Below are 19428 nucleotides of genomic sequence, written 5' to 3' on the forward strand. Positions count from 1 at the left end.
ACCGGCACCGGGTCGCGACGCGCTCGGGGCGCGCCGCTGAGGGGGCGGGACACCCCGCAGGCCGACCGCCGCGGGTGCGGGAAGCGTCGCCTGGCGGCCTCCCAGCCGACAGTTCGTGACCCCTCGGCGCAAGCGACCGGGGGCTGCGGCCTGGAGGCGCGTGGCCGGCCCGCACCGCGCCTCCAGACCGGCAGCGGGTCGCGACACGCTCGGGGCGCGCCGCCGAGGGGGCAGGACACGCCGCAGGCGAGCCGCCGCGGGTGCGGAAAGTGTCGACTGGCGGCCTCGCAGCCGACAGTTCGCGACCCCTCGGCGCAAGCGACCGGGCGCTGCGGCCTGGAGGCGCGTGGCGGGGCCGCACCGCGCCTCCAGACCGGCCCCGGGTCGCGACACGCGCGGGGCGCGCCGCCGAGCGGGCGGGACACGCCGCACGCGGGCCGCCGCGGGTACAGAACCCGTCGCCTGGCGGCCTCGCAGCCGACAGTTCGTGACCCCTCGGCACAAGCAGCCGGGCGCGTCAGCGCGACGCGCTCCGGATCTGCCCCAGCGCGGCCTGCAGGTCGTCCGGGTACTGCGCCTCGAACGACACCCACTCGCCCGTGCGGGGGTGGTCGAAGCCCAGCCGGACGGCGTCGAGCCACTGACGCGTGAGTCCGAGCTCGGCCGCGAGCACCGGGTCGGCGCCGTACATCGTGTCCCCGACGAGCGGGTGGCGTGTCGCCGCCATGTGCACCCGGATCTGGTGGGTGCGCCCGGTCTCCAGGTGCACCTCGAGCAGGGTGGCGGCGCGGAAGGCCTCGAGCGTCTCGTAGTGGGTGACGCTCGGCTTGCCCTCCGACGTCACCGCGAACTTCCAGTCGCTCGACGGGTGCCGCCCGATCGGCGCGTCGATCGTGCCCGAGGTCGGGTCCGGGTGGCCCTGGGCGAGTGCGTGGTAGACCTTCTCGACCGTGCGCTCCTTGAACGCCCGCTTGAGGTGTGTGTACGCAAGCTCGGTCTTCGCGACCACCATCAGTCCCGAGGTCCCGACGTCGAGGCGGTGCACGATCCCGGCGCGTTCAGCGGCGCCGGACGTCGCGATCGTGAAGCCGGCGGCAGCGAGGCCCCCGGGCACGGTCGGCCCGTCCCAGCCCGGCGAGGGGTGCGCCGCGACGCCGACGGGCTTGTCCACGACGACGATGTCCTCGTCGTCGTGCACGATCGTCATGCCCGGCACGGCCGCCGGAACGATGCGCGGCGGCTCCTTCGGGGTCCACTCGACCTCGAGCCAGGAGTCGGCGTGCAGACGGTCCGACTTGTCGACGGGCACCCCGTCGACGCGGACGCCCCCGGCAGCGACGACGTCGGCCGCGAACGACCGGCTGAAGCCGAGGAGCTTCGCGATGGCGGCGTCGACGCGCTCACCGGCGAGCCCGTCGGGCACGGGAAGAGAACGCGATTCGGTCACGTGGCGTCGTGGCCCAGCGTGTCGCGACGGTCGCGGTCCTCCGGCCTGGAGGCGCGGGTCGGCTCGTCGACAACCGCGTCAGCCGACGAGAACGCGGCCCCACCGTCGAGCGGCTGCGCCGCGTCGAGCGGCTGCGCCGCGTCGAGCGGCTGCGCCGCGTCGAGCGGCTCCGCCGCGTCGAGCTGCGCCTGGCGCTTGGCCGAGAGCGTGCGGGTGCCGTCGAGGTTCACCCCGAGGATCACGAGCAGCACGAAGACCACCATGCTGATGCAGATGAAGGAGTCGGCGACGTTGTAGATCGCCGGCATCATCCACGGCGTCGAGATGAAGTCCACGACGTGGCCACGACCGAAGCCGGGCTCACGGAAGAGCCGGTCGAGCAGGTTGCCCAGCGCGCCACCGAGCAGCATGCCGAGCACGATGGCCCACCACATCGACCGGATGCGACGCGAGTACACGATGATCGCGACGACGACCGCGGCCGAGATGACCGAGAAGACCCAGGTCATGTTCACCGCGAACGAGAACGCTGCCCCGGGGTTCCGGACGTACAGGAACTGCAACGCCCCGCCGAGGACCGGGACGGGGGTGCCGTACGGCAGGTTCGCGACGACCAGCGTCTTGGCGACCTGGTCGACCGCCACCACCACGACAGCGGCGAAGGCCAGTGCCGCGATCGCGCGGACACTGACCTTCGCTCGTGATGCTGGTCGCGACAACGTCAGTTGCCGAAGCCCTGCGCCGAAGCCGGCGCCGGGGTGAGACCGGACTGCTCGCCCGAGTCGAGCTCGGAGAGCTGCCCCTGGATGTAGCTCTTGAGCTGCGCACGGTAGTCGCGCTCGAAGGTCCGGAGCTCGTCGATCTTGCCCTCGAGCTGGCGCTGCTCCTGCTCGAGCACCGCAACACGCTGACGGTTCGTGTTCTCGGTGTCGGCGATGATCTGGCGCTGCTTCGCCTCGGCCTCGGAGACCAGGCGAGCGGCCTGGGCCGTGCCCTCGGCGATGAGCGCGTCGCGCTTCTCGATGCCCTCGCGGACGTGCTCCTCGTGGAGACGACGCGCCAGGGTCAGGAGGTTCGTGGTGCCCTCGGTGTCCTCGTCGGCGGGGACCGTGGTGGTCGGTGCCGCCGCGGCGACCGGAGCGGGCTCCGGTGCTGCCTCGACCGGGGCCGGGGTGGGCTCCGGCTCGGCTGCGGGAGCAGGCTGCTCGGCCTGCGCCGGCTGCGGGGCCGACTCGGCCGCCTGCAGGCGCTGGCGGAGCTCGTCGTTCTCCGCGGTCAGGCGACGGAGCTCGACCACGACCTCGTCGAGGAAGTCGTCGACCTCGTCCTGGTCGTAGCCCTCGCGGAACTTCGTCGGCTGGAACCGCTTGTTGACTACGTCTTCCGGCGTCAAAGCCATTGCCGTCACCTCAATAGAACTGCTGAACGTGTGGAACCGCGTGCGGTGCGACCGAATGTACCAGTCGTACCGTGCGGTGCGGATGCGCCACCGGAGCGGGCATCGATCCCGACCACCGTACACCGACGATGGGGCGGAACCGTGCCGCGCGCCTGGCGTGGCGCGTGTCGCGGACGGGAGTCCGCTCAGATACCGCGTGCCAGAGCGGCGACCACGAACCGGGCGATGATGACGACGAGCATCACGATCGTCCAGCCGAAGTCGAGCGCGACCGGCCCCAGGCGGAGCGGCGGGAGCACCCGTCGCACCGCTCGGATGGGCGGATCCGTGATCGTGTAGACAAACTCGGACACCACGAGCATGCCCCCGCGCGGACGCCAGGAACGGTTGAAGCTCTGCACGAGGTCGAGCGCGAAACGCCCCCACATCACGAAGAAGTACAGGAGCAACGCGAGGGAGATGATCCCTAGGATCACGGACACGATGGGGCTCGCTCGTCTCGGGCGAGCGTCGTCAGACGACGCTCAGGGGCGGGTGTGCCGGGTACGGCTCAGGACTGGGCGAAGAAGTTCGCCTCGATGTCGGACTCTACCTCAGCAGGCTCACCGCTCACTGCGACGTGCGCCGGCGACAGGAGGAAGACCTTGTTCGTGACGCGCTCGATCTTGCCGAACAGACCGAGCGACAGGCCCGAGGCGAAGTCGATCATGCGTCGGGCGTCACCCTCGGTCATCTGCGAGAGGTTGATGATGACGGGGATGCCGTCGCGGAAGCTCTCGGCGATGGACTGGGCGTCCTTGTACTCGCGCGGGTGGACGGTGAGGATCTCGTTCATTTCCTGGACCGGGGTCGCCTTCTGTGCGGTCGTGTGCGAGCGGCGGAGCGGAGTGACCTGGGCGCCGCGCTGGTGGGTGTGCGTCTTGGTGGGAGCCGGGACGGCTGCGGGAGCGGCCGCGGGGGCTGCTGCCGCGGCGGGGGTCTCCTGCTGTTCGGCGGGCGCCGGAGCAGCCGCTGCGGCCTGGCGGGCAGGGGCTGCCTGCTGGCGCGCGGGCTCGGGCTGCTGCTCGTCCTCGTAGTCGAGTTCCTCATCGGCGAGGCCGAGGTAGACCATCGTCTTCTTCAGCGGGTTGGCCATGGTTCCTCCGGGGTTCGTGCTCGTGGTGCCCTGCAACGAGGCTAGGGTGCGGGCGGCCGGTTTCCCGTGATTGCGGTGCCGATCCGCAGGTGTGTCGCGCCCTCGAGGATCGCCTCGGCGTAGTCCCCGCTCATGCCGGCCGAGATGTCGGTCGCAGCGGGCTCGAGCGCCACGACCCGTTCGGAGATCGAGCGGAGTCGGGCGAAGGCGGCTCGGGGCTCCTCGTCCAGGGGTGCGACCGCCATGACACCCCGCAGCCGGATCGTCCCGGTGGCCAGCACACGCGACACCATGGCGTCGACGTCGTCCGGCTGCACCCCGCCACGTCCGGGGTCGTCGGTGAGGTTCACCTGCACGAACCCGTCGATCACCGGCGGGTCCGGTTCGGCCTCGGTCGGGGCGAACGCGTCGACGACGGAGCCACGGTCGAGCGACTGCACGACGTGGGCGTACCGCCGGGCCTGCCGGGCCTTCTTCGACTGCAGCTGCCCGACGAAGTGCCAGGTCAGGCCGAGGTCCGCCAGTTCCGCGGCCTTCGCCTGCGCCTCCTGGTGGCGGTTCTCCCCCACGTCGGTCACGCCGAGCGCGGCGAGCTCACGGACGAGCGACGCTGGGTGGTACTTCGTCACGACGACGAGCGTCAGCTCGTCCGGTGACCGCCCTGCGGCGCGCGCCGCGTCGGCGATGCCGCCCCTGACGGACGCAACGCGCGCCTCCAGTCCGTCGTCGTGAGACGAGGCCTGGAGGCGCGTGTCGGCTACCAAGGGTGGGTTACTTCAGGAAGTCGGGGACGTCGAGCTCGTCGTCGTCGTCGAACGCCGGGTCGGCGGCGCGCTGCACCGGCGGCTGGTGCTCCTGCGAGGCCCAGGACGGGCTCGACGTGGTGGAGTCCTCGATCGCGCCGGTCGAGGCGGCGACGGGCGCCGCGGCGCTCGACTCCGGGTCGACGTAGCTCGAGCGACGTTCCTTCTGCTGCTGCGCCGGCTCGCCGCCGTCGAAGCCCGCGGCGATGACGGTCACGCGGACCTCGTCGCCCAGGGTGTCGTCGATGACCGCACCGAAGATGATGTTCGCCTCGGGGTGCACGGCTTCCTGCACCAGGCGCGCGGCGTCGTTGATCTCGAAGATGCCGAGGTTCGACCCACCCTGGATCGACAGCAGCACGCCGTGCGCACCGTCGATCGAGGCCTCGAGCAGCGGCGACGCGACGGCGAGTTCGGCCGCCTTGATCGCACGGTCGGCCCCGCGGGACGACCCGATGCCCATGAGCGCGGAACCCGCACCCTGCATGACACTCTTGACGTCGGCGAAGTCGAGGTTGATCAGGCCCGGGGTGGTGATGAGGTCGGTGATGCCCTGCACACCGGCCAGGAGCACCTGGTCGGCCGTGGCGAAGGCCTCGACCATGGAGATGCCGCGGTCGCTGATCTCGAGCAGGCGGTCGTTCGGGACGACGATGAGCGTGTCGACCTCGTCCTTGAGGCCCGCGACGCCGTTCTCGGCCTGGGACTGGCGGCGCTTGCCCTCGAAGCTGAAGGGCTTCGTGACGACACCGATGGTCAGTGCGCCGATGGACTTCGCGATGCGTGCGACGACCGGTGCGCCACCGGTGCCGGTGCCGCCGCCCTCGCCCGCGGTGACGAACACCATGTCGGCGCCGGCCAGGGCCTCTTCGATCTCCTCGGCGTGGTCCTCGGCGGCGCGACGGCCGACCTCCGGGTCGGCGCCGGCACCGAGGCCGCGGGTGATCTCGCGGCCGACGTCGAGCTTGACGTCGGCGTCGCTGAGCAGCAGGGCCTGGGCGTCGGTGTTGATCGCGATGAACTCGACGCCACGGAGACCGAGCTCGATCATGCGGTTGACGGCGTTGACGCCGCCGCCGCCGACACCGACGACCTTGATGACGGCGAGGTAGTTGTGGTTCGTGGTCACGTCAGTCAGGCCTCCGGTCGAACCCTCAACCTCTACTTGAAGTTCAGGGGCAATGCTGGTAGATGTGGTGCTGGCTTCGACGCTACGGGTGCGTTCGGCGCACTGTCGCCCCGCCACGCCGCGTGTCGCCGATCAGGTCCGGCAATTCAGTCCTTGGCGCGGATGACGCCGTTGTCCGGTGCCGAGACGTCGTACTCGACGACGACGCCCGGGTTCCGGGCCGCGTGGTCCTTGACCAGCGCGGCGAGCAGTTCGGCCTTCGCGTCCGAGTCGTCCGGGCTCCCCCACACGACGGTCGAGCCGTCCTTGAGGGTCAGGGTGACGTCGTCGGCCGTCGACCCGGCGACACGTGTCACCTGGGACCGCACGGTCGACGGCAGCGCCAGCACGACCTCGGTCATCGTGCGGAAGCTCGCCGAACCGAGGCGCGCCCGGCCGATGTCGGCGAGCGGCATCGTGGCGGGACGCTTCGGCGACGACTGCACGACGATGCCCGCGGGGTCGACGAGGTCGAACGTGCTGCCGGACTGCACCGCGACCACCGGCGTGCGCTCGGTCACCGTGACGACGAGCGTGTGCGGCGGGGCCTCTTCGGTCACGTAGCTCTCGATGAGCGGGAAGCCGGCGACGTCCCGCTTGACCGCGTCGAAGTCGAGCCGGGCCAGGGGCGTGCCGATCTGGTCGGACAGCGCCTGGCGCAGCGCGGACTCGTCGACGCGGTTGGTGCCCTTGATCTCGATCGTGCGGAGCGCCATCAGCGGTGAGAACACCGCGACGAGGATCGAGACCCCGAGCACGAGGACGACGCTCGCCGCCGTGATCCACGCGGCGCGACGGTGCCGGCTGCGCCGGGTGAACCGGCGGACCTCGGCACGCTCGAGCAACCGGCGTCGACGCTTCGCGATGCGTGCCTCACGCGCGGTCTCGGCAGCGCGCACCCGCGCCCCGATGGGCGCCTCGGCGTGCTGGTCGGTCCGGGAGGCACCGGTCGCGTCGAGCACGTCGGTCACGGTCGCGTCGTGGTCGGCTGCACCGCTCGTGGCGGCTCGGCGTTCCGCGTCGCGGCGGTCGGCCTCCGGGTCCCGGTGGTCCTCGTTCGGCGTGTACTCGCGCAGGCGATCCGCCACGGTGGAGAGTCCGGCGCCGAACCGGCGTCCGGCCGCACCGGCGAAGGCGCCGACGCGGTCCCGCTGGGAACCGGAGGCGTCGGCGTCGGGCTGGTCCGCGGGGTTGGGGTCGACCGTTCCGTCGACCGGGGCTTCCGGGGCGGACGTGGGACGGGCCTCCCGGTCGTCGGCGACGCGTCCGCGGAACGGCAGCCGCGGCTTCGAGGGACCACGACGCTGCCGGGGCGCTTCCGCGGCCTCGGCCGGGGCGTCCCTGCGGGCGTCCCCCTCGTCGAACCCCTCGGGGCGCTTCACCGGGACGACGCTCCATCGGCGCCCAGGGCCCCGAGCACCTGCGGGATGATCCGGTACACGTCGCCGCAGCTGAGCGTCATGATGATGTCGCCGTCACGGGCGACCGCGGCCGCGCGTGCCGCGGCCTCGTCCCAGTCGGGCAGGAACTCGACGCGCGACTGGTCGGCGAAGCGCTCCTGCACCAGGGCGCCGGTCACGCCGGGCTCCGGGTCCTCGCGGGCGCCGTAGACGTCGAGCACGACCGTGTGGTCGGCGAGTTCCTCGTACACCTCGGCGAAGTCGCCGGCCATCAGACGGGTGCGTGAGTACAGGTGCGGCTGGTGAATCGCGATGATGCGGCCGTCGCCGACGACGTTGCGGGCGGCCTTGAGCGCCGCGGCGACCTCGGTCGGGTGGTGGGCGTAGTCGTCGTAGACCGAGACCCCGCGCTCGACACCGTGCAGCTCAAAGCGGCGCTGGGTGCCGCCGAACGCCTCGAGCCCGCGGATCGCGTCGGCCGGGGCGACGCCGAGACCGGTGAGGACCGCGAAGGCGCCGACGGCGTTGATCGCGTTGTGCCGGCCGGGCACGCGGAGGGTCAGGTGGTACGCCTCACCATCGGCACGGAAGTCGACCTCGACGCCGGCCGACTCGGTGATGCCCTCGATGCGGACGTCCGCGTCGACCGCCTCGCCGAACGTGACGATCTCGGGCGCGTCCGGGCGCTGGCGGATGCCGGCCGTGACCGTCTTCGCACCGGCGTCGTCGCTCGAGATCACGACGCGCTCGCTCGCCTTCGCGGCGAACTCGACGAAGGCCTCGGTGAAGGCCTCCTCGCTGCCGTAGTGGTCCAGGTGGTCGGCGTCGACGTTGGTGACCAGGGCCACGGCGACGTCGTAGAGCAGGAACGAGCCGTCGGACTCGTCGGCCTCGACCACGAACAGGTCGCTCGACCCCGGGGCCGAACTCGTGCCGAGGGACTGGATGACGCCGCCGTTGACGAAGCTCGGGTCGAGGCCGAGCTCGACCATCGCGGTGACGATCATGCCGGTCGAGGTGGTCTTGCCGTGCGCACCGGCGACCGCGACGAGGCGGTGCTCGGCGATCAGGGCGGCGAGGGCCTGCGAGCGGTGGAGCACCGGCAGACCGCGGCGCTGCGCCTCGAGGAGCTCGGGGTTGTCGGGCCAGAGGGCGCTCGTGACGACGATGGTGTCGGCCTGGCCGACGTTCGCAGCGTCGTGACCGATCTGCACGGTCGCGCCGAGGTCGCGCATCGTGCCGGTCGTCTCCGTCTCGCGGGAGTCGCTGCCCGTCACGCGGTGCCCGGCGGCGAGGAACATCCGGGCGATCCCGCTCATGCCCGCGCCGCCGATGCCGACGAAGTGCACCGTGCCCAGGTCGTCCGGGATCGGCTGGGTCAGGTCCGGCTTGATGGTCATCGTTCCTCCGTGGTGCTGGGGGCCTGCTTCGCGGCGTCGAGGACCAGGTCGGTCATCCGGTCGGCGCCGTCGCGGTGGCCGACGCTGCCCGCCCGCACGGTCATGTCCGCGATGCGGGAGCGGTCCTGCAGGATGCTCAGCAGCTGGAACGTCACCCAGTCCTGGTCGAATTCCCCGTCGGCCACCAGGACGGCTCCCCCGGCGTCGACGACGTCCTTCGCGTTGTGACGCTGCTCACCGTTGCCCACCGGGTACGGCACGAGCACGCTCGGCAGCCCGACGGCCGTCAGCTCGCACACCATGCCGGCGCCGGAGCGCGACACGACGAAGTCACTCGCCGCGTACGCCAGGTCCATCCGGTCGCAGTAGGGCAGCACGTGGTAGCCGTCGAGGTCGCTGGGGCCGATGTCCGAGGCGGCACCCACGACGTGCAGGACCTGCCAGCCGGCACCCACGATGGCGGCGGCGGACTTGTTGATCGTCCGGTTGATGCTCCGCGCACCCGAGGAGCCGCCGGTCACGAGCAGCACGGGTTGGTCCGGGTCGAGCCCGAACTCGGCGAGCCCCTCGGCCCGGACAGCGCGGCGGTCGAGTGACTCGATCTCGCGACGGAGCGGCATGCCGACAACGCGGCCGTGGCGCAGGCGCGTGTTCGAGAAGGTCAGGCCGACGTGCTCGGTGAGGAACGCTGCGAGGCGGTTCGCCAGCCCGGGCTTGGCGTTCTGCTCGTGCACGACGATCGGGGTGCCGGTGCGGCGCGCGGCGATGTACGCCGGAGCGGCCGCGTAGCCACCGACGCCGAGGACCACCTCGATCTCGTGGTCGCGGATGATCTGCTCGGTCCGCTTGACCGCCGCCGCGAAGCGCTGCGGGAAGCGCAGGGCCGCGCCGTTGAGCTTCCGGGGGAACGGCAGGCGCGGGATCGTCAGCAGCTCGTAGCCGCGCATCGGGACGAGGCGGGACTCCAGCCCCTCGGCGGTGCCCAGCACGAGCACCTCGGCGCCCGGCTCCCGCTCGGTCAACCGGTCGGCGACCGCGAGCAGGGGGTTGACGTGGCCGGCGGTGCCGCCGCCGGCGAAGAGGTACTTGCTCACCGCAGTGATCCGTTCGTGGAGGTCCGGCCGAGTGGGGCGTTCGTCAGGCCGGGGTCGTTCTTACCGGGCAGGTCACGCGCGAAGGAGAGCACGACGCCGATCGCCACCAGGGTCATGATGAGGGCAGAACCACCGGCCGAGATGAGCGGCAGGGGCACACCGAGCACGGGCAGCAGGCCGAGCACGACGGCGATGTTGATGAGCGCCTGGCCGATGATCCACGCGAGGATGCCACCGGTGACCGTCTTCACGAAGGGGTCGCGGGACTGCCGGATGATCTTGATCATGCCGACGGCGAGCACCACGAACAGGCTGAGCACCACGACGGCGCCGATCAGGCCGAGCTCCTCGCCGATGATCGCGAAGATGTAGTCGTTGTCCGCCTCAGGCAGCCACGACCACTTCGCCTTCGAGTTGCCGAGGCCGACGCCGAACACGCCGCCGGACGCGAGCGCCCACATGCCGTGCACGGGCTGCCAGCAGATGTCCTGGTACTGGCTGGTGTCGGTGCACCCGGACAGCCAGGCGCTGATGCGGGTCGAGCGCGAGGCCGAGGCCATCGTCACGAAGGGCAGCATCACGGCGAACGCACCGAGGCCGACGAGCAGGTGCCGAGCGCGGACGCCGCCGATGTACAGCGCGCCGAACACCAGGATGAGCATGACCATCGCGGTGCCCTGGTCACCACCGAGGACGACGAGCCCGAGCGAGAGCATCGAGGCGATCCCGATCGGGATGAACACCTCTTTCCAGTCGTCGAGCTTGTCCCGCTTGACGTAGATGATGGCGCCGATGCCGAGCACCAGCCCGAGCTTCACGACCTCGGACGGCTGCGCGGTGAACGACCCGAGCTCGATCCAGTTCCGGTTGCCCTGGATGTCGATGCCGAGCGGGGTGAACACGAGCAGCTGCAGCACGAGCGCAGCACCGAGCAGCCGCATCGCCCACTTCCGCCAGACCCGGGTCGGGACCCGGCTGGCGATGAGCATGAGCGGCACACCGAGCACGGCGTACAGGCCCTGGCGGGACGCCGCCCCGAAGAAGTCGTGGGTCGCCGCGTACTCCTCGACGCTCGACGAGGACAGCACCATCACGACGCCGAAGACGACGAGGAACAGCGTGACGCCGAGGATCGTGTAGAAGGTGCTGGACTCCGCGACGAAGACGTTCTTGACGGCGACGATCGCGCCGTTCGTCCGTCGTGGGGTCGACGCGGTCCGGCCGTTACGGCTGTTCGGAAGATCCGTCGGTGTCGTCGCCATCGACTTCTCCTCCCAGGTGCTCGTTGACCGCGGCCGCGAAACGCTGCCCCCGGTCGGCGTAGGAGCCGAACTGGTCGAACGACGCCGCCGCCGGGGCGAGGAGGACGGTGTCGCCCGGCCTCGCGACCGATGCGGCATGCCGGACCGCCTCGCGCATGACCTGATCAGTGTCCGTCGTCTCCACCTGGAGCACCGGGACCGTGGACGCGTGTCGCGCGAATGCCTCGAGGACGGGGGTCCGGTCGGTGCCGATCACCACGACGGCGCGGACGCCGGGGCCGAAGCGCTCGACCAGACCGTCGACGTCGACGCCCTTGAACAGGCCGCCGACGATCCACACGACGGTGTCGAACGACGCGAGCGACGCGGTGGCGGCATGCGGGTTCGTGGCCTTGGAGTCGTCGACCCACGTGATGCCGTCCGCCCGGGCCACGAGCTCGGTGCGGTGGTGGTCGGCGCGGAACGCCCGGACGGCCGACCGGATGGCGCTCGGCTGGACGGTGCCGGCACGGGCCAGCGCGGCGGCGGCCAGGACGTTCATGGTCATGTGCGGGCTGGCGAGCCCGGCGGCCTCGAGGTCGGCGAGCGTCGACAGCTCGAGCGCGCTGTTGCGGCGGTCGTCGTTGAACGCCCGGTCGCACAGGACGTCCTCGACGATGCCGACGTCACCGGGAGCGGGGACGCCGGGGGTGAAGCCGACCGCACGGCAGCCCTCCACCACGTCGGCCTCCTGCACCATCCGCCGGGTGGCCTCGTCCGAGGTGTTGTAGACGCACGCCATCACGGTGCGCTCGTAGACCTTGGCCTTCGCCGCGCGGTACGCCTCGGCCGAGCCGTGCCACTCCAGGTGGTCGTCGGCGATGTTCAGGCAGGCGCTCGCGAGCGGCACCACGGCACCGTCGCCGGACGTCGCCGCGTAGTGCAGCTGGTGGCTCGAGAGCTCGACGACGAGCACGTCGTAGCCGACCGGGTCGCGGACGACGTCGAGCACCGGCACGCCGATGTTCCCGCACGCGACGGCACGCAGGCCGCCGGCCTCGTACATCGCGGTCGTGAGCTGTGTCGTCGTGGTCTTGCCGTTCGTGCCCGTGATCGTGATCCAGGGGGCCGCGACCGGGCCGCGGACGACCTTGTCGCGCACGCGCCAAGCGAGCTCGATGTCGCCCCAGACGGTGCTGTTCGTCGCCGACCACCGCACGGTGGCGTTGTGCGGGGGCAGCCCCGGCGACACGATGACGACGTCGGGTGCCTGCTGGACGAGTGCGTCCGGGACGGTGTCGAGCGGCGTCTGCAGGAACCGGGCACCGATCACGTCGAGCAGCTCGACGCTGTCGGCGGGGGCGTCGGTCGAGTAGACCGTCACCTCGCTGCCGAGCTCCACGAGCGTGTCGGCGACCGAGAAGCCGGTGGCACCGAGGCCGAGGACGGCGACGTTGAGCCCCTTCCACCCCTCGGAGTACCAGCTGTCGAGGGAGTTCAGGCGGGACGGCGAGGACACCGGGTCAACCAACGCGTGCGATCCATTCGAGGTAGAAGAGTCCGACCCCCGCCGCGACGAAGAGCCCGGCGATGATCCAGAAGCGGACGACGACGGTCACCTCGGCCCACCCCTTCAGTTCGAAGTGGTGGTGCAGCGGACTCATCAGGAAGATGCGCTTGCCGTGGGTGATCTTGAAGTACGCACGCTGCAGGATGACGGAGCCGGTGACGATGAAGAACAGACCACCGATGAGGATGAGCAGCAGCTCGGTGCGGCTGAGGATCGCGAGGCCGGCCAGGGCACCGCCGAGGCCGAGCGAACCGGTGTCACCGAGGAAGATCTGCGCGGGCGAGGTGTTGTACCAGAGGAACCCGATGAGTCCACCGCAGACCGCGGCCGCGACCACGGCGAGGTCGAGCGGGTTCGACACGGTGTAGCAGGCGTGTGCGGTGCTCGAGTCGAGCCGGGCGCCGCCGCAGATCTGGTTCGACTGCCAGAACCCGATGATGACGTACGAGCCGATCGCCAGGATGCTCGACCCCGTGGCCAGGCCGTCGAGCCCGTCGGCCACGTTCACACCGTTCGACGTGGACACCGTCAGCAGGACGATCCAGGCGAGGAACAGCACGGTGCCGATGACCGTGCCGAGCGCCATGAAGTCGAGCCACGGCACGTCGCGGATCGCCGAGATCATCGTCGATGCCGGCGGCTTGCCGTTCGACGTCGGCACGACCAGGGCGATCGTGGCGAAGATGACGCCGACGATGACCTGACCGAGGACCTTGGCCCAGCCGCCGAGCCCGAGGCTCCGCTGACGCCGCACCTTGAGGAAGTCGTCGATGAAGCCGACGAACCCGAGTCCGACCATCAGGAACAGCACGAGCAGCCCGGACAGCGTGATCGAGTCACGCCCGACCAGGTGGCCGACGAAGTACCCGATCACCGCACCGATGATCAGGACGATGCCGCCCATGGTGGCGGTCCCGCGCTTGGTGTGGTGGGACTGCGGACCGTCGTCGCGGATGAACTGCCCCCACCCGAGACGGTGGAAGAGCTTGATGAAGAACGGGGTGAGCAGCAACGTGAACACCAGCGACGTGGCGCCGGCGACGAGGAGCGCGATCATTCGGTGACACCTCCGAGGCGGTCGCCGAGGAATCGCAGTTCGGCAGACTTCGAGGACTTGACGAGGACGACGTCGCCGGGGCGGAGCATCTCCTGCATGGCACGGACGGCGTCGTCGACGTCCTCGATGTACACGGACTCGCCGTCCCACGATCCCTCGAGGGTGGCGGCCTGGTGGATGGGCATCGCGCCGCGGCCGACGACCACGAGCTGTCCGATGCCGAGGCGGACGACGAGCCGACCGATGCGGTCGTGCTCCTCGACGGAGAACTCACCGAGCTCGGCCATCTCACCGAGCACCGCGACGGTCCGCTCCCCCGGGCGCACGATCTGCGCCAGGGTCCGCAGCGCCGCCGCGGTGGAGTCGGGCGACGCGTTGTACGCGTCGTTGATGACGGTGACGCCCTCGGGGCCGCCCTGGAGCAGCTCCATGCGCCAGCGCTCGGCGCGCGTCATCGACGCGAGCGCCGCGGCGCCGTCGGCGAGCGGGACGCCCCACAGGTGGGCCACCGTGAGCGCGGCGGACGCGTTCATGGCGTGGTGCTCACCCAGGATCGCGAGGCGGACGTCGACGTGATCCGGGCCTCCAGACAGGTTCGCGTCCGTCGGACGCTCGCCTTCGGTGCGGGCGGGAGGCGCGGTGAGGGTGAAGCGGGTGCCGCTGCGGTCCGTCTCGATGCCGGTGATGCGGTAGTCGGCGTCCGCCGACGTGCCGAAGCCGACCACGTGGGCGGCCGTCAGGTCGCGCATCGACGCGACCCGGTCGTCGTCGACGTTGAGGAGGGCGGTCACGGAGGCGGGGAGGTCGGTGACCATCTCGGACTTCGCGCGCTGCGTCGCCTCGATGCCGCCGAACTCGCCGGCGTGCGCGAGGCCCACCTTGAGGACGACGCCGACGTCGGGCTCGGCGATCGAGACGAGCTTGGCGATGTGGCCGACGCCGCTCGCGCCCATCTCGACCACCAGGTACCGGGTGTCGTACGTCACGCGGAGCATCGAGATCGGTGCGCCGACGTGGTTGTTGAACGAGCCCTCGGGCGCGACGGTCGCGCCGTGCTGCTCGAGGATCGTGCGGAGCATGTTCTTCGTGCTCGTCTTGCCGTTCGAGCCGGTGATGCCGACGACCCGCAGGGGTGCCGGGCGCCCGTCGGCGTCGACGCGGTCCGCGGTGCTCATCCGGACGCGCGTGACCACCTCGTGCGCGAGCGCGGCGAGGGCCTCGTACCCGTCGGTGACGACGATCTGCGGCGCGGTGGTGTCCACACGCTCGGGCGTGATGACCAGGGCAGCCCCGGCGTCGACGGCCGCGGGCACGAAGCGTCGGCCGTCGGTGACCTCGCCGGGCAGGGCGAAGAAGACGCTGCCGGGGCGGACCAGGCGCGAGTCGGTCTCGACCGAGCCGTCGACGACCAGGTCGCCGGGCTCGGAGACGTCGGTGGCCTGGGCGCCGCCGATCAGCTCGCCGCCGATCGCGGCGGCGATCTCGGCGAGGGTCATGGCGATCATCGGACGTCCTCCGCCGGACCGGAGTTCGGCTCCCAGCCGGCCTCGCGCAGGGCCGCACGGGCCTCGTCGCGGGCGGAGTACGGGGTGCGGACGCCCTGGATGTCGCGGTAGTCCTGGTGCCCCGGACCGGCCCAGAGGATCGAGTCCCCCTCGCCGACCAGGCCCACGGCCGTGCGGATCGCGGCCTCGGGCGGGCTGACCTCGTGGATCTCGTGGTCGGGGTAGGCGGCACGTGCGGCGTCGACCAGGGTCTTCCGGATCGACGCGGCGTCCTCGAAGCGCGGGTGGTGGTCGGTGACGACGAGGATGTCGCTGCCGGCCGCAGCCACGCGGGCCATGTCCCCGCGCTTCGTGGTGTCCCGGTCGCCGTCGGCGCCGAACAGCATGAGGACCTTGCCGGAGGTGAACTGCCGGACCGCCGCGAGGGTGTTCTCGAAGGCGTCGGCGCTGTGTCCGAAGTCGACGTAGACGCTCGGGCCCTGCTCGCCGGAGACCCGCTCGGTGCGGCCGGGCAGGTAGCACTCGATGGCGGAGACGCGGTGCGTCTCGCCGTCGCGCTCGCTCGCGTCGTCCTCGTCGGGGTAGCGGCGGTGGTTGCTCTCCAGCGCGTGCGCGATGGCACCGAGCTCGAACCCGCCCTCGACGAGCATGACGATCGCGAGTGCCGCGTTCGCCGCCATGTGCCAGCCGATCAGCGGCACACGGGTGGTCAGCTCGCGGCCCTCGGGGCCGGTCAGGCGGAACTCGGTGTACGCGGCGTGCGCCTCGACGATGTCGACGTGCCACTCGGCCTCGACGTCGGGGTGCACCGTGATCGTGGTGACCGGGATGCGGGAGTCCTGCACCACGCGGTGGCCCCAGTCAGTGTCCAGCGAGACGACGCCGCGACGGGCGTGCTCGGGCTGGAACAGCGGGAGCTTCGCCTGGTAGTACTCCTCCATGTCGGCGTAGTCGTCGAGGTGGTCGTGCGACAGGTTCGTGAAGGCTGCGACGTCGAAGACGATGCCGTCGACGCGGTGCCGGCTGAGGGCCTGGGCGCTGACCTCGACGGCGACCGCACGGACCTCGCTCTCGCGCATGCGGGCGAGGAGCGCGTGCATCTCGCTGGCCTCGGGCGTGGTCAGGCGGCTCGTCACGCTGAGCGAACCGATGTGGCGCTCCGCGGTCGAGCTCAGGCCGGTGACCAGGCCGAGCTGCTTGAGGATGCCCTCGAGGATGTACGACGTGCTCGTCTTGCCGTTCGTGCCGGTGACGGCGAACAGCTGCGGCAGGTCGGTGGCCTCGTCGGGGTGGGTGCGGTAGACCCACGCCGCGACGTCACCGAGGGCGGCGCGGGGGTCGTCGACCACGAGCACCGGCAGCCCGGACGGCTCGACCAGTGCGACGCCGTCCTGGTCGGTCAGGACGGCGACGGCGCCGCGCTCGGCGGCCTCCGTCGCGAACTGTGCGCCGTGCCGGTTCGCACCGTGCACGCCGACGAACAGGTCACCCGGCTGCACCTCGGTGGCGCTCAGGGTGACCCCGGCGGTCTCGATGCTGTCGACCGAGCCGACGACTCGCAGACCGAACGCGTTGGCGAGTTCGGAGACGGCCCTCGGGGTCGGGTGTTCGGGTCGGAGGACCGGGGGGATCCGTGCGGACAAGTGTTCCTTCTTCCTCACCACGTGGACGGGTAGAGCTTCGCCTCGGACGCGGAGGGGGCTACTCGGTACTTCTCGAGCACCTGGGACATGAGTGTGCGGAACGCCGGAGCCGCTCCGCTGGACCACTTGTTGGTCTGCGGCTTCGTGAACGTCACCGTGACAACATACTGGGGGTCTTCGGCGGGTGCCATTCCGGCCACCGACGTGATGCGCTGACCGCCGTATCCCTGCGACCCCTCGGCCACCTCGGCGGTCCCCGTCTTCGCGGCGATGTTGTAGCCGGAGATCGGCTTCATGCCCACCAGCGTGCCACCCGTGACGACGCTCTGCAGCATGCCGGTGACCTGCGTGGCGGCGGCTGCGGAGACGACCCGCTGCTTCTGCACGTCGGGCGCGTCGATCGTCTTGCCGTCCGCCGTGGTGCAGCCCTTGACGAAGTGCAGCGGGATCCGGACACCGTCGTTCGCGATCGTCTGGAAGACGCTCGCGACCTGCACCGCTGTCGTCGAGATGCCCTGACCGAACATCGAGTTGATGTTCGTCTGCTGGTCCCAGTTCGGGCTGGTGCCGTAGTCCATCGAGGGCTGGCCCGGGTAGTCGATGGCCGTCTCCGGCTCGAACAGCCCGAACTTCTTCATGTAGTCGAAGCGCTGCTGGGATGTCAGCCGCGCGCCGAGCTCGGTGATGCCGACGTTCGACGAGTTCTGCAGGATGCCGGTGAGCGTGAGGTTCTCGGTGGCGTGGAACTCGGAGTCGTGGATCGTGCCGCCCCAGGGGAACGTGCGCGAGTACGGCACGACGGCCTGGTCGGTGGGGCTCGACTTGCCCTGGTCGAGCAGCGCGGCGGCGATGGCGGCCTTGATCGTGGAGCCCGGCTCGTACGACGCCGTCAGGGCACGGGAACCGAAGGCGCCCTTGTCGGTCGTGGCGTCGACGTCGTTCGGGTCGACCGTCGGGTAGTCGGCGACCGCCAGCAGCTCACCCGTCTTGACGCTCGTGACCGTCGCCGTCGCGGACTCCGCCTGCAGGGTCTTGGAGGCGGACGCGATGGTCTGCTGCGCCATGTACTGCAGGTCGCTGTCGATGGTCGTCTCGAGCGTGCCGCCGTCCTTGGCCTTCTTCGTCGTCACGGTGCTGCCCGGGAGCTGCACGCCGTCCTCGCCGCGCTCGTAGGTCTCCGAGCCGTTGGTGCCCGCCAGGCACTGGTTGTAGGAGTACTCCAGGCCGGCCTGGGCGCCGTCGGTGCCCATGAAGCCGGTCAGGTTGCCCGTCGTCGCACCCGTCGGGTACACCCGCGCCGCCTGTGGCTCCGGGTACAGCCAGGGGATGCCGAGTGCACGCACGGCCTCGTAGTGCTGCACGTCGAGGCCCTTGACCAGGTACGCGAAGTCGGACTTCGGGTTCGCGGCGATGTTCTTCCGCATGGTCGCGACGTCACCGCCGGACGCCTTCGCCAGCGCACTCAGGGCGGTGCCGACACTGACGTCCTTGATGCGGGTGCCGCCGAGCTTGCCCTTGAAGCCCTTCACCAGGCGCGGGGAGGTCGTGATGTTGTAGCGCGTGACGCTGTCGGCGAGTTCGGTGCCGTTGCGGTCCACGATCGACCCGCGGGTGCCGTAGATGGTCACGGGGATGCTGCGCTTCTGGGCCGACGCCTTGTTCAGCTCCGACGCCTGGACGACCTGGATGTCGACGAGCCGCACCACGAACACCCCGACGAGGGCGATCACGGCGAGCATCACGATGCTGTAGCGCAGGCGTCGGTTGCGGATCGTCTTCGTCACGCGGTGCGGTCCTTCCCGGGCGGTGCTGAGGGTGCGGCGGACCCGCCGGTCACCGGGTGGAGGGCGCCTGGAGCGGGTTCGCGTCGGACTCTACGGACGACTTCGCCGTCCCCTGGTCCGACGCGCTGGCGCCGCTCGTCTTCTCAGACGCGGCCGTGCCGTCGGTGGATCCCGTGGTGCCCGCGGCGCCCGACGAGTCCTTCGTGCTCGACGTGTCCTTGGTGCCCGACGTGTCCTTCGCGCTCGACGTGCCCGTCGTGCCCGTCTCCTTGCTCGTCGACGTGTCGCCCGGCTTCGTGGCCAGCGGCACGTCGTTCAGCAGTGAGTTCGGCACCTGGTTCTCGGTGGACGCCGTGGCCTCGTCGGGCTTCGCCGGGGTCGGCGTGCCGTACACCCGACCGGTCTTCGGGTCGAGGTACACCGGCGTCGAGTTGGCGATCATGCCGAGCGACTGGGCGTTGCGTGCCAGGTTCTGCGGCGAGTCGAGGACCCGGAGCTGCTCGGACAGGGACTGCTGCGTGCGGGACAGGTTCGTCTGCTCGGCGGACAGCGAGTTGAGCGTGTAGGCGCCCTGGCTGAGCACCATGCTGATGCCGAGCTGGGCCAGCAGCAGGATCCCGAGCGCGGCGACGGCCACGACGGCGTACCCGATGCGGGGGCGTGCCCGACGCTGGGCCGCGGTCGGGGTGACCTCGACCAGCTCGGGGCGGCGCTGACGGTCGGGGCGCGGGGCCCGCGACGGGACGACCGCGGGGTCGACGAGTGCGAGGTTCGTGCTCATG

General features: G+C 71.0%; 17 protein-coding genes. All 17 read right to left on the reverse strand.

Annotation, left to right across the window (positions count from 1 at the left end):
* Positions 1–517: 517 nt before the first annotated feature.
* The gene (locus DEI85_RS09865) at positions 518–1447 is read right to left on the reverse strand and encodes an RluA family pseudouridine synthase (protein WP_111123952.1); all 930 of its coding nucleotides are present in this window, start codon (positions 1445–1447) and stop codon (positions 518–520) included.
* Positions 1444–2166: a signal peptidase II gene (gene lspA / locus DEI85_RS09870; RefSeq protein ID WP_258376378.1), complete on the reverse strand. Its 723-nt coding sequence runs from the start codon at positions 2164–2166 to the stop codon at positions 1444–1446. Before lspA ends, DEI85_RS09865 begins: the two co-directional genes overlap by 4 nt.
* A gap of 2 nt (positions 2167–2168) precedes the next feature.
* On the reverse strand, positions 2169–2846 hold the full coding sequence (locus DEI85_RS09875) for a DivIVA domain-containing protein (protein ID WP_181420046.1): 678 nt from the start codon (positions 2844–2846) through the stop codon (positions 2169–2171).
* 185 nt (positions 2847–3031) lie between these two features.
* Positions 3032–3328 carry a YggT family protein gene (locus DEI85_RS09880; protein ID WP_017886631.1) on the reverse strand — a complete coding sequence of 99 codons (297 nt, stop codon included), beginning with the start codon at positions 3326–3328 and terminating at the stop codon, positions 3032–3034.
* Positions 3329–3396: 68 nt separating this feature from the next.
* Positions 3397–3981 (reverse strand): cell division protein SepF, encoded by a 585-nt coding sequence (locus DEI85_RS09885; RefSeq protein WP_111123951.1) that lies wholly within the window; start codon positions 3979–3981, stop codon positions 3397–3399.
* 41 nt (positions 3982–4022) lie between these two features.
* On the reverse strand, positions 4023–4745 hold the full coding sequence (locus tag DEI85_RS09890) for a YggS family pyridoxal phosphate-dependent enzyme (RefSeq protein ID WP_111091088.1): 723 nt from the start codon (positions 4743–4745) through the stop codon (positions 4023–4025).
* A gap of 7 nt (positions 4746–4752) precedes the next feature.
* Positions 4753–5913, reverse strand: a complete 1161-nt coding sequence (gene ftsZ / locus DEI85_RS09895) for a cell division protein FtsZ (protein ID WP_027465251.1) — start codon at positions 5911–5913, stop codon at positions 4753–4755.
* Positions 5914–6059: 146 nt separating this feature from the next.
* A complete protein-coding gene (locus DEI85_RS09900) occupies positions 6060–7334 on the reverse strand; it encodes a cell division protein FtsQ/DivIB (RefSeq protein ID WP_111123950.1) in 1275 nt (424 codons plus the stop codon).
* Complete coding sequence (gene murC, locus DEI85_RS09905; protein WP_111091086.1) at positions 7331–8752, reverse strand: UDP-N-acetylmuramate--L-alanine ligase; 1422 nt, start codon at positions 8750–8752, stop codon at positions 7331–7333. The genes DEI85_RS09900 and murC overlap by 4 nt, the downstream gene beginning before the upstream one ends.
* Positions 8749–9846 carry an undecaprenyldiphospho-muramoylpentapeptide beta-N-acetylglucosaminyltransferase gene (murG, locus tag DEI85_RS09910; protein WP_111123949.1) on the reverse strand — a complete coding sequence of 366 codons (1098 nt, stop codon included), beginning with the start codon at positions 9844–9846 and terminating at the stop codon, positions 8749–8751. Before murG ends, murC begins: the two co-directional genes overlap by 4 nt.
* The gene (ftsW, locus tag DEI85_RS09915; RefSeq protein ID WP_111123948.1) at positions 9843–11108 is read right to left on the reverse strand and encodes a putative lipid II flippase FtsW; all 1266 of its coding nucleotides are present in this window, start codon (positions 11106–11108) and stop codon (positions 9843–9845) included. The genes murG and ftsW overlap by 4 nt, the downstream gene beginning before the upstream one ends.
* Positions 11071–12606: a UDP-N-acetylmuramoyl-L-alanine--D-glutamate ligase gene (gene murD / locus DEI85_RS09920; protein ID WP_110860149.1), complete on the reverse strand. Its 1536-nt coding sequence runs from the start codon at positions 12604–12606 to the stop codon at positions 11071–11073. Before murD ends, ftsW begins: the two co-directional genes overlap by 38 nt.
* A gap of 4 nt (positions 12607–12610) precedes the next feature.
* Positions 12611–13714, reverse strand: coding sequence for a phospho-N-acetylmuramoyl-pentapeptide-transferase (gene mraY / locus DEI85_RS09925; protein WP_110860147.1), 1104 nt, complete (start codon positions 13712–13714; stop codon positions 12611–12613).
* Positions 13711–15219, reverse strand: a complete 1509-nt coding sequence (locus DEI85_RS09930) for a UDP-N-acetylmuramoyl-tripeptide--D-alanyl-D-alanine ligase (protein WP_111123947.1) — start codon at positions 15217–15219, stop codon at positions 13711–13713. The genes mraY and DEI85_RS09930 overlap by 4 nt, the downstream gene beginning before the upstream one ends.
* Positions 15216–16862: a Mur ligase family protein gene (locus DEI85_RS09935; RefSeq protein WP_111123946.1), complete on the reverse strand. Its 1647-nt coding sequence runs from the start codon at positions 16860–16862 to the stop codon at positions 15216–15218. Before DEI85_RS09935 ends, DEI85_RS09930 begins: the two co-directional genes overlap by 4 nt.
* A 14-nt stretch (positions 16863–16876) precedes the next feature.
* Positions 16877–18646, reverse strand: a complete 1770-nt coding sequence (locus tag DEI85_RS09940; RefSeq protein WP_110860141.1) for a peptidoglycan D,D-transpeptidase FtsI family protein — start codon at positions 18644–18646, stop codon at positions 16877–16879.
* A 49-nt stretch (positions 18647–18695) separates the two neighbouring features.
* The gene (gene ftsL / locus DEI85_RS09945) at positions 18696–19427 is read right to left on the reverse strand and encodes a cell division protein FtsL (protein WP_111123945.1); all 732 of its coding nucleotides are present in this window, start codon (positions 19425–19427) and stop codon (positions 18696–18698) included.
* Position 19428 lies beyond the last annotated feature (1 nt).

The organism is Curtobacterium sp. MCBD17_026, assembly GCF_003234895.2.
GTDB classification, from domain to species: domain Bacteria; phylum Actinomycetota; class Actinomycetes; order Actinomycetales; family Microbacteriaceae; genus Curtobacterium; species Curtobacterium flaccumfaciens.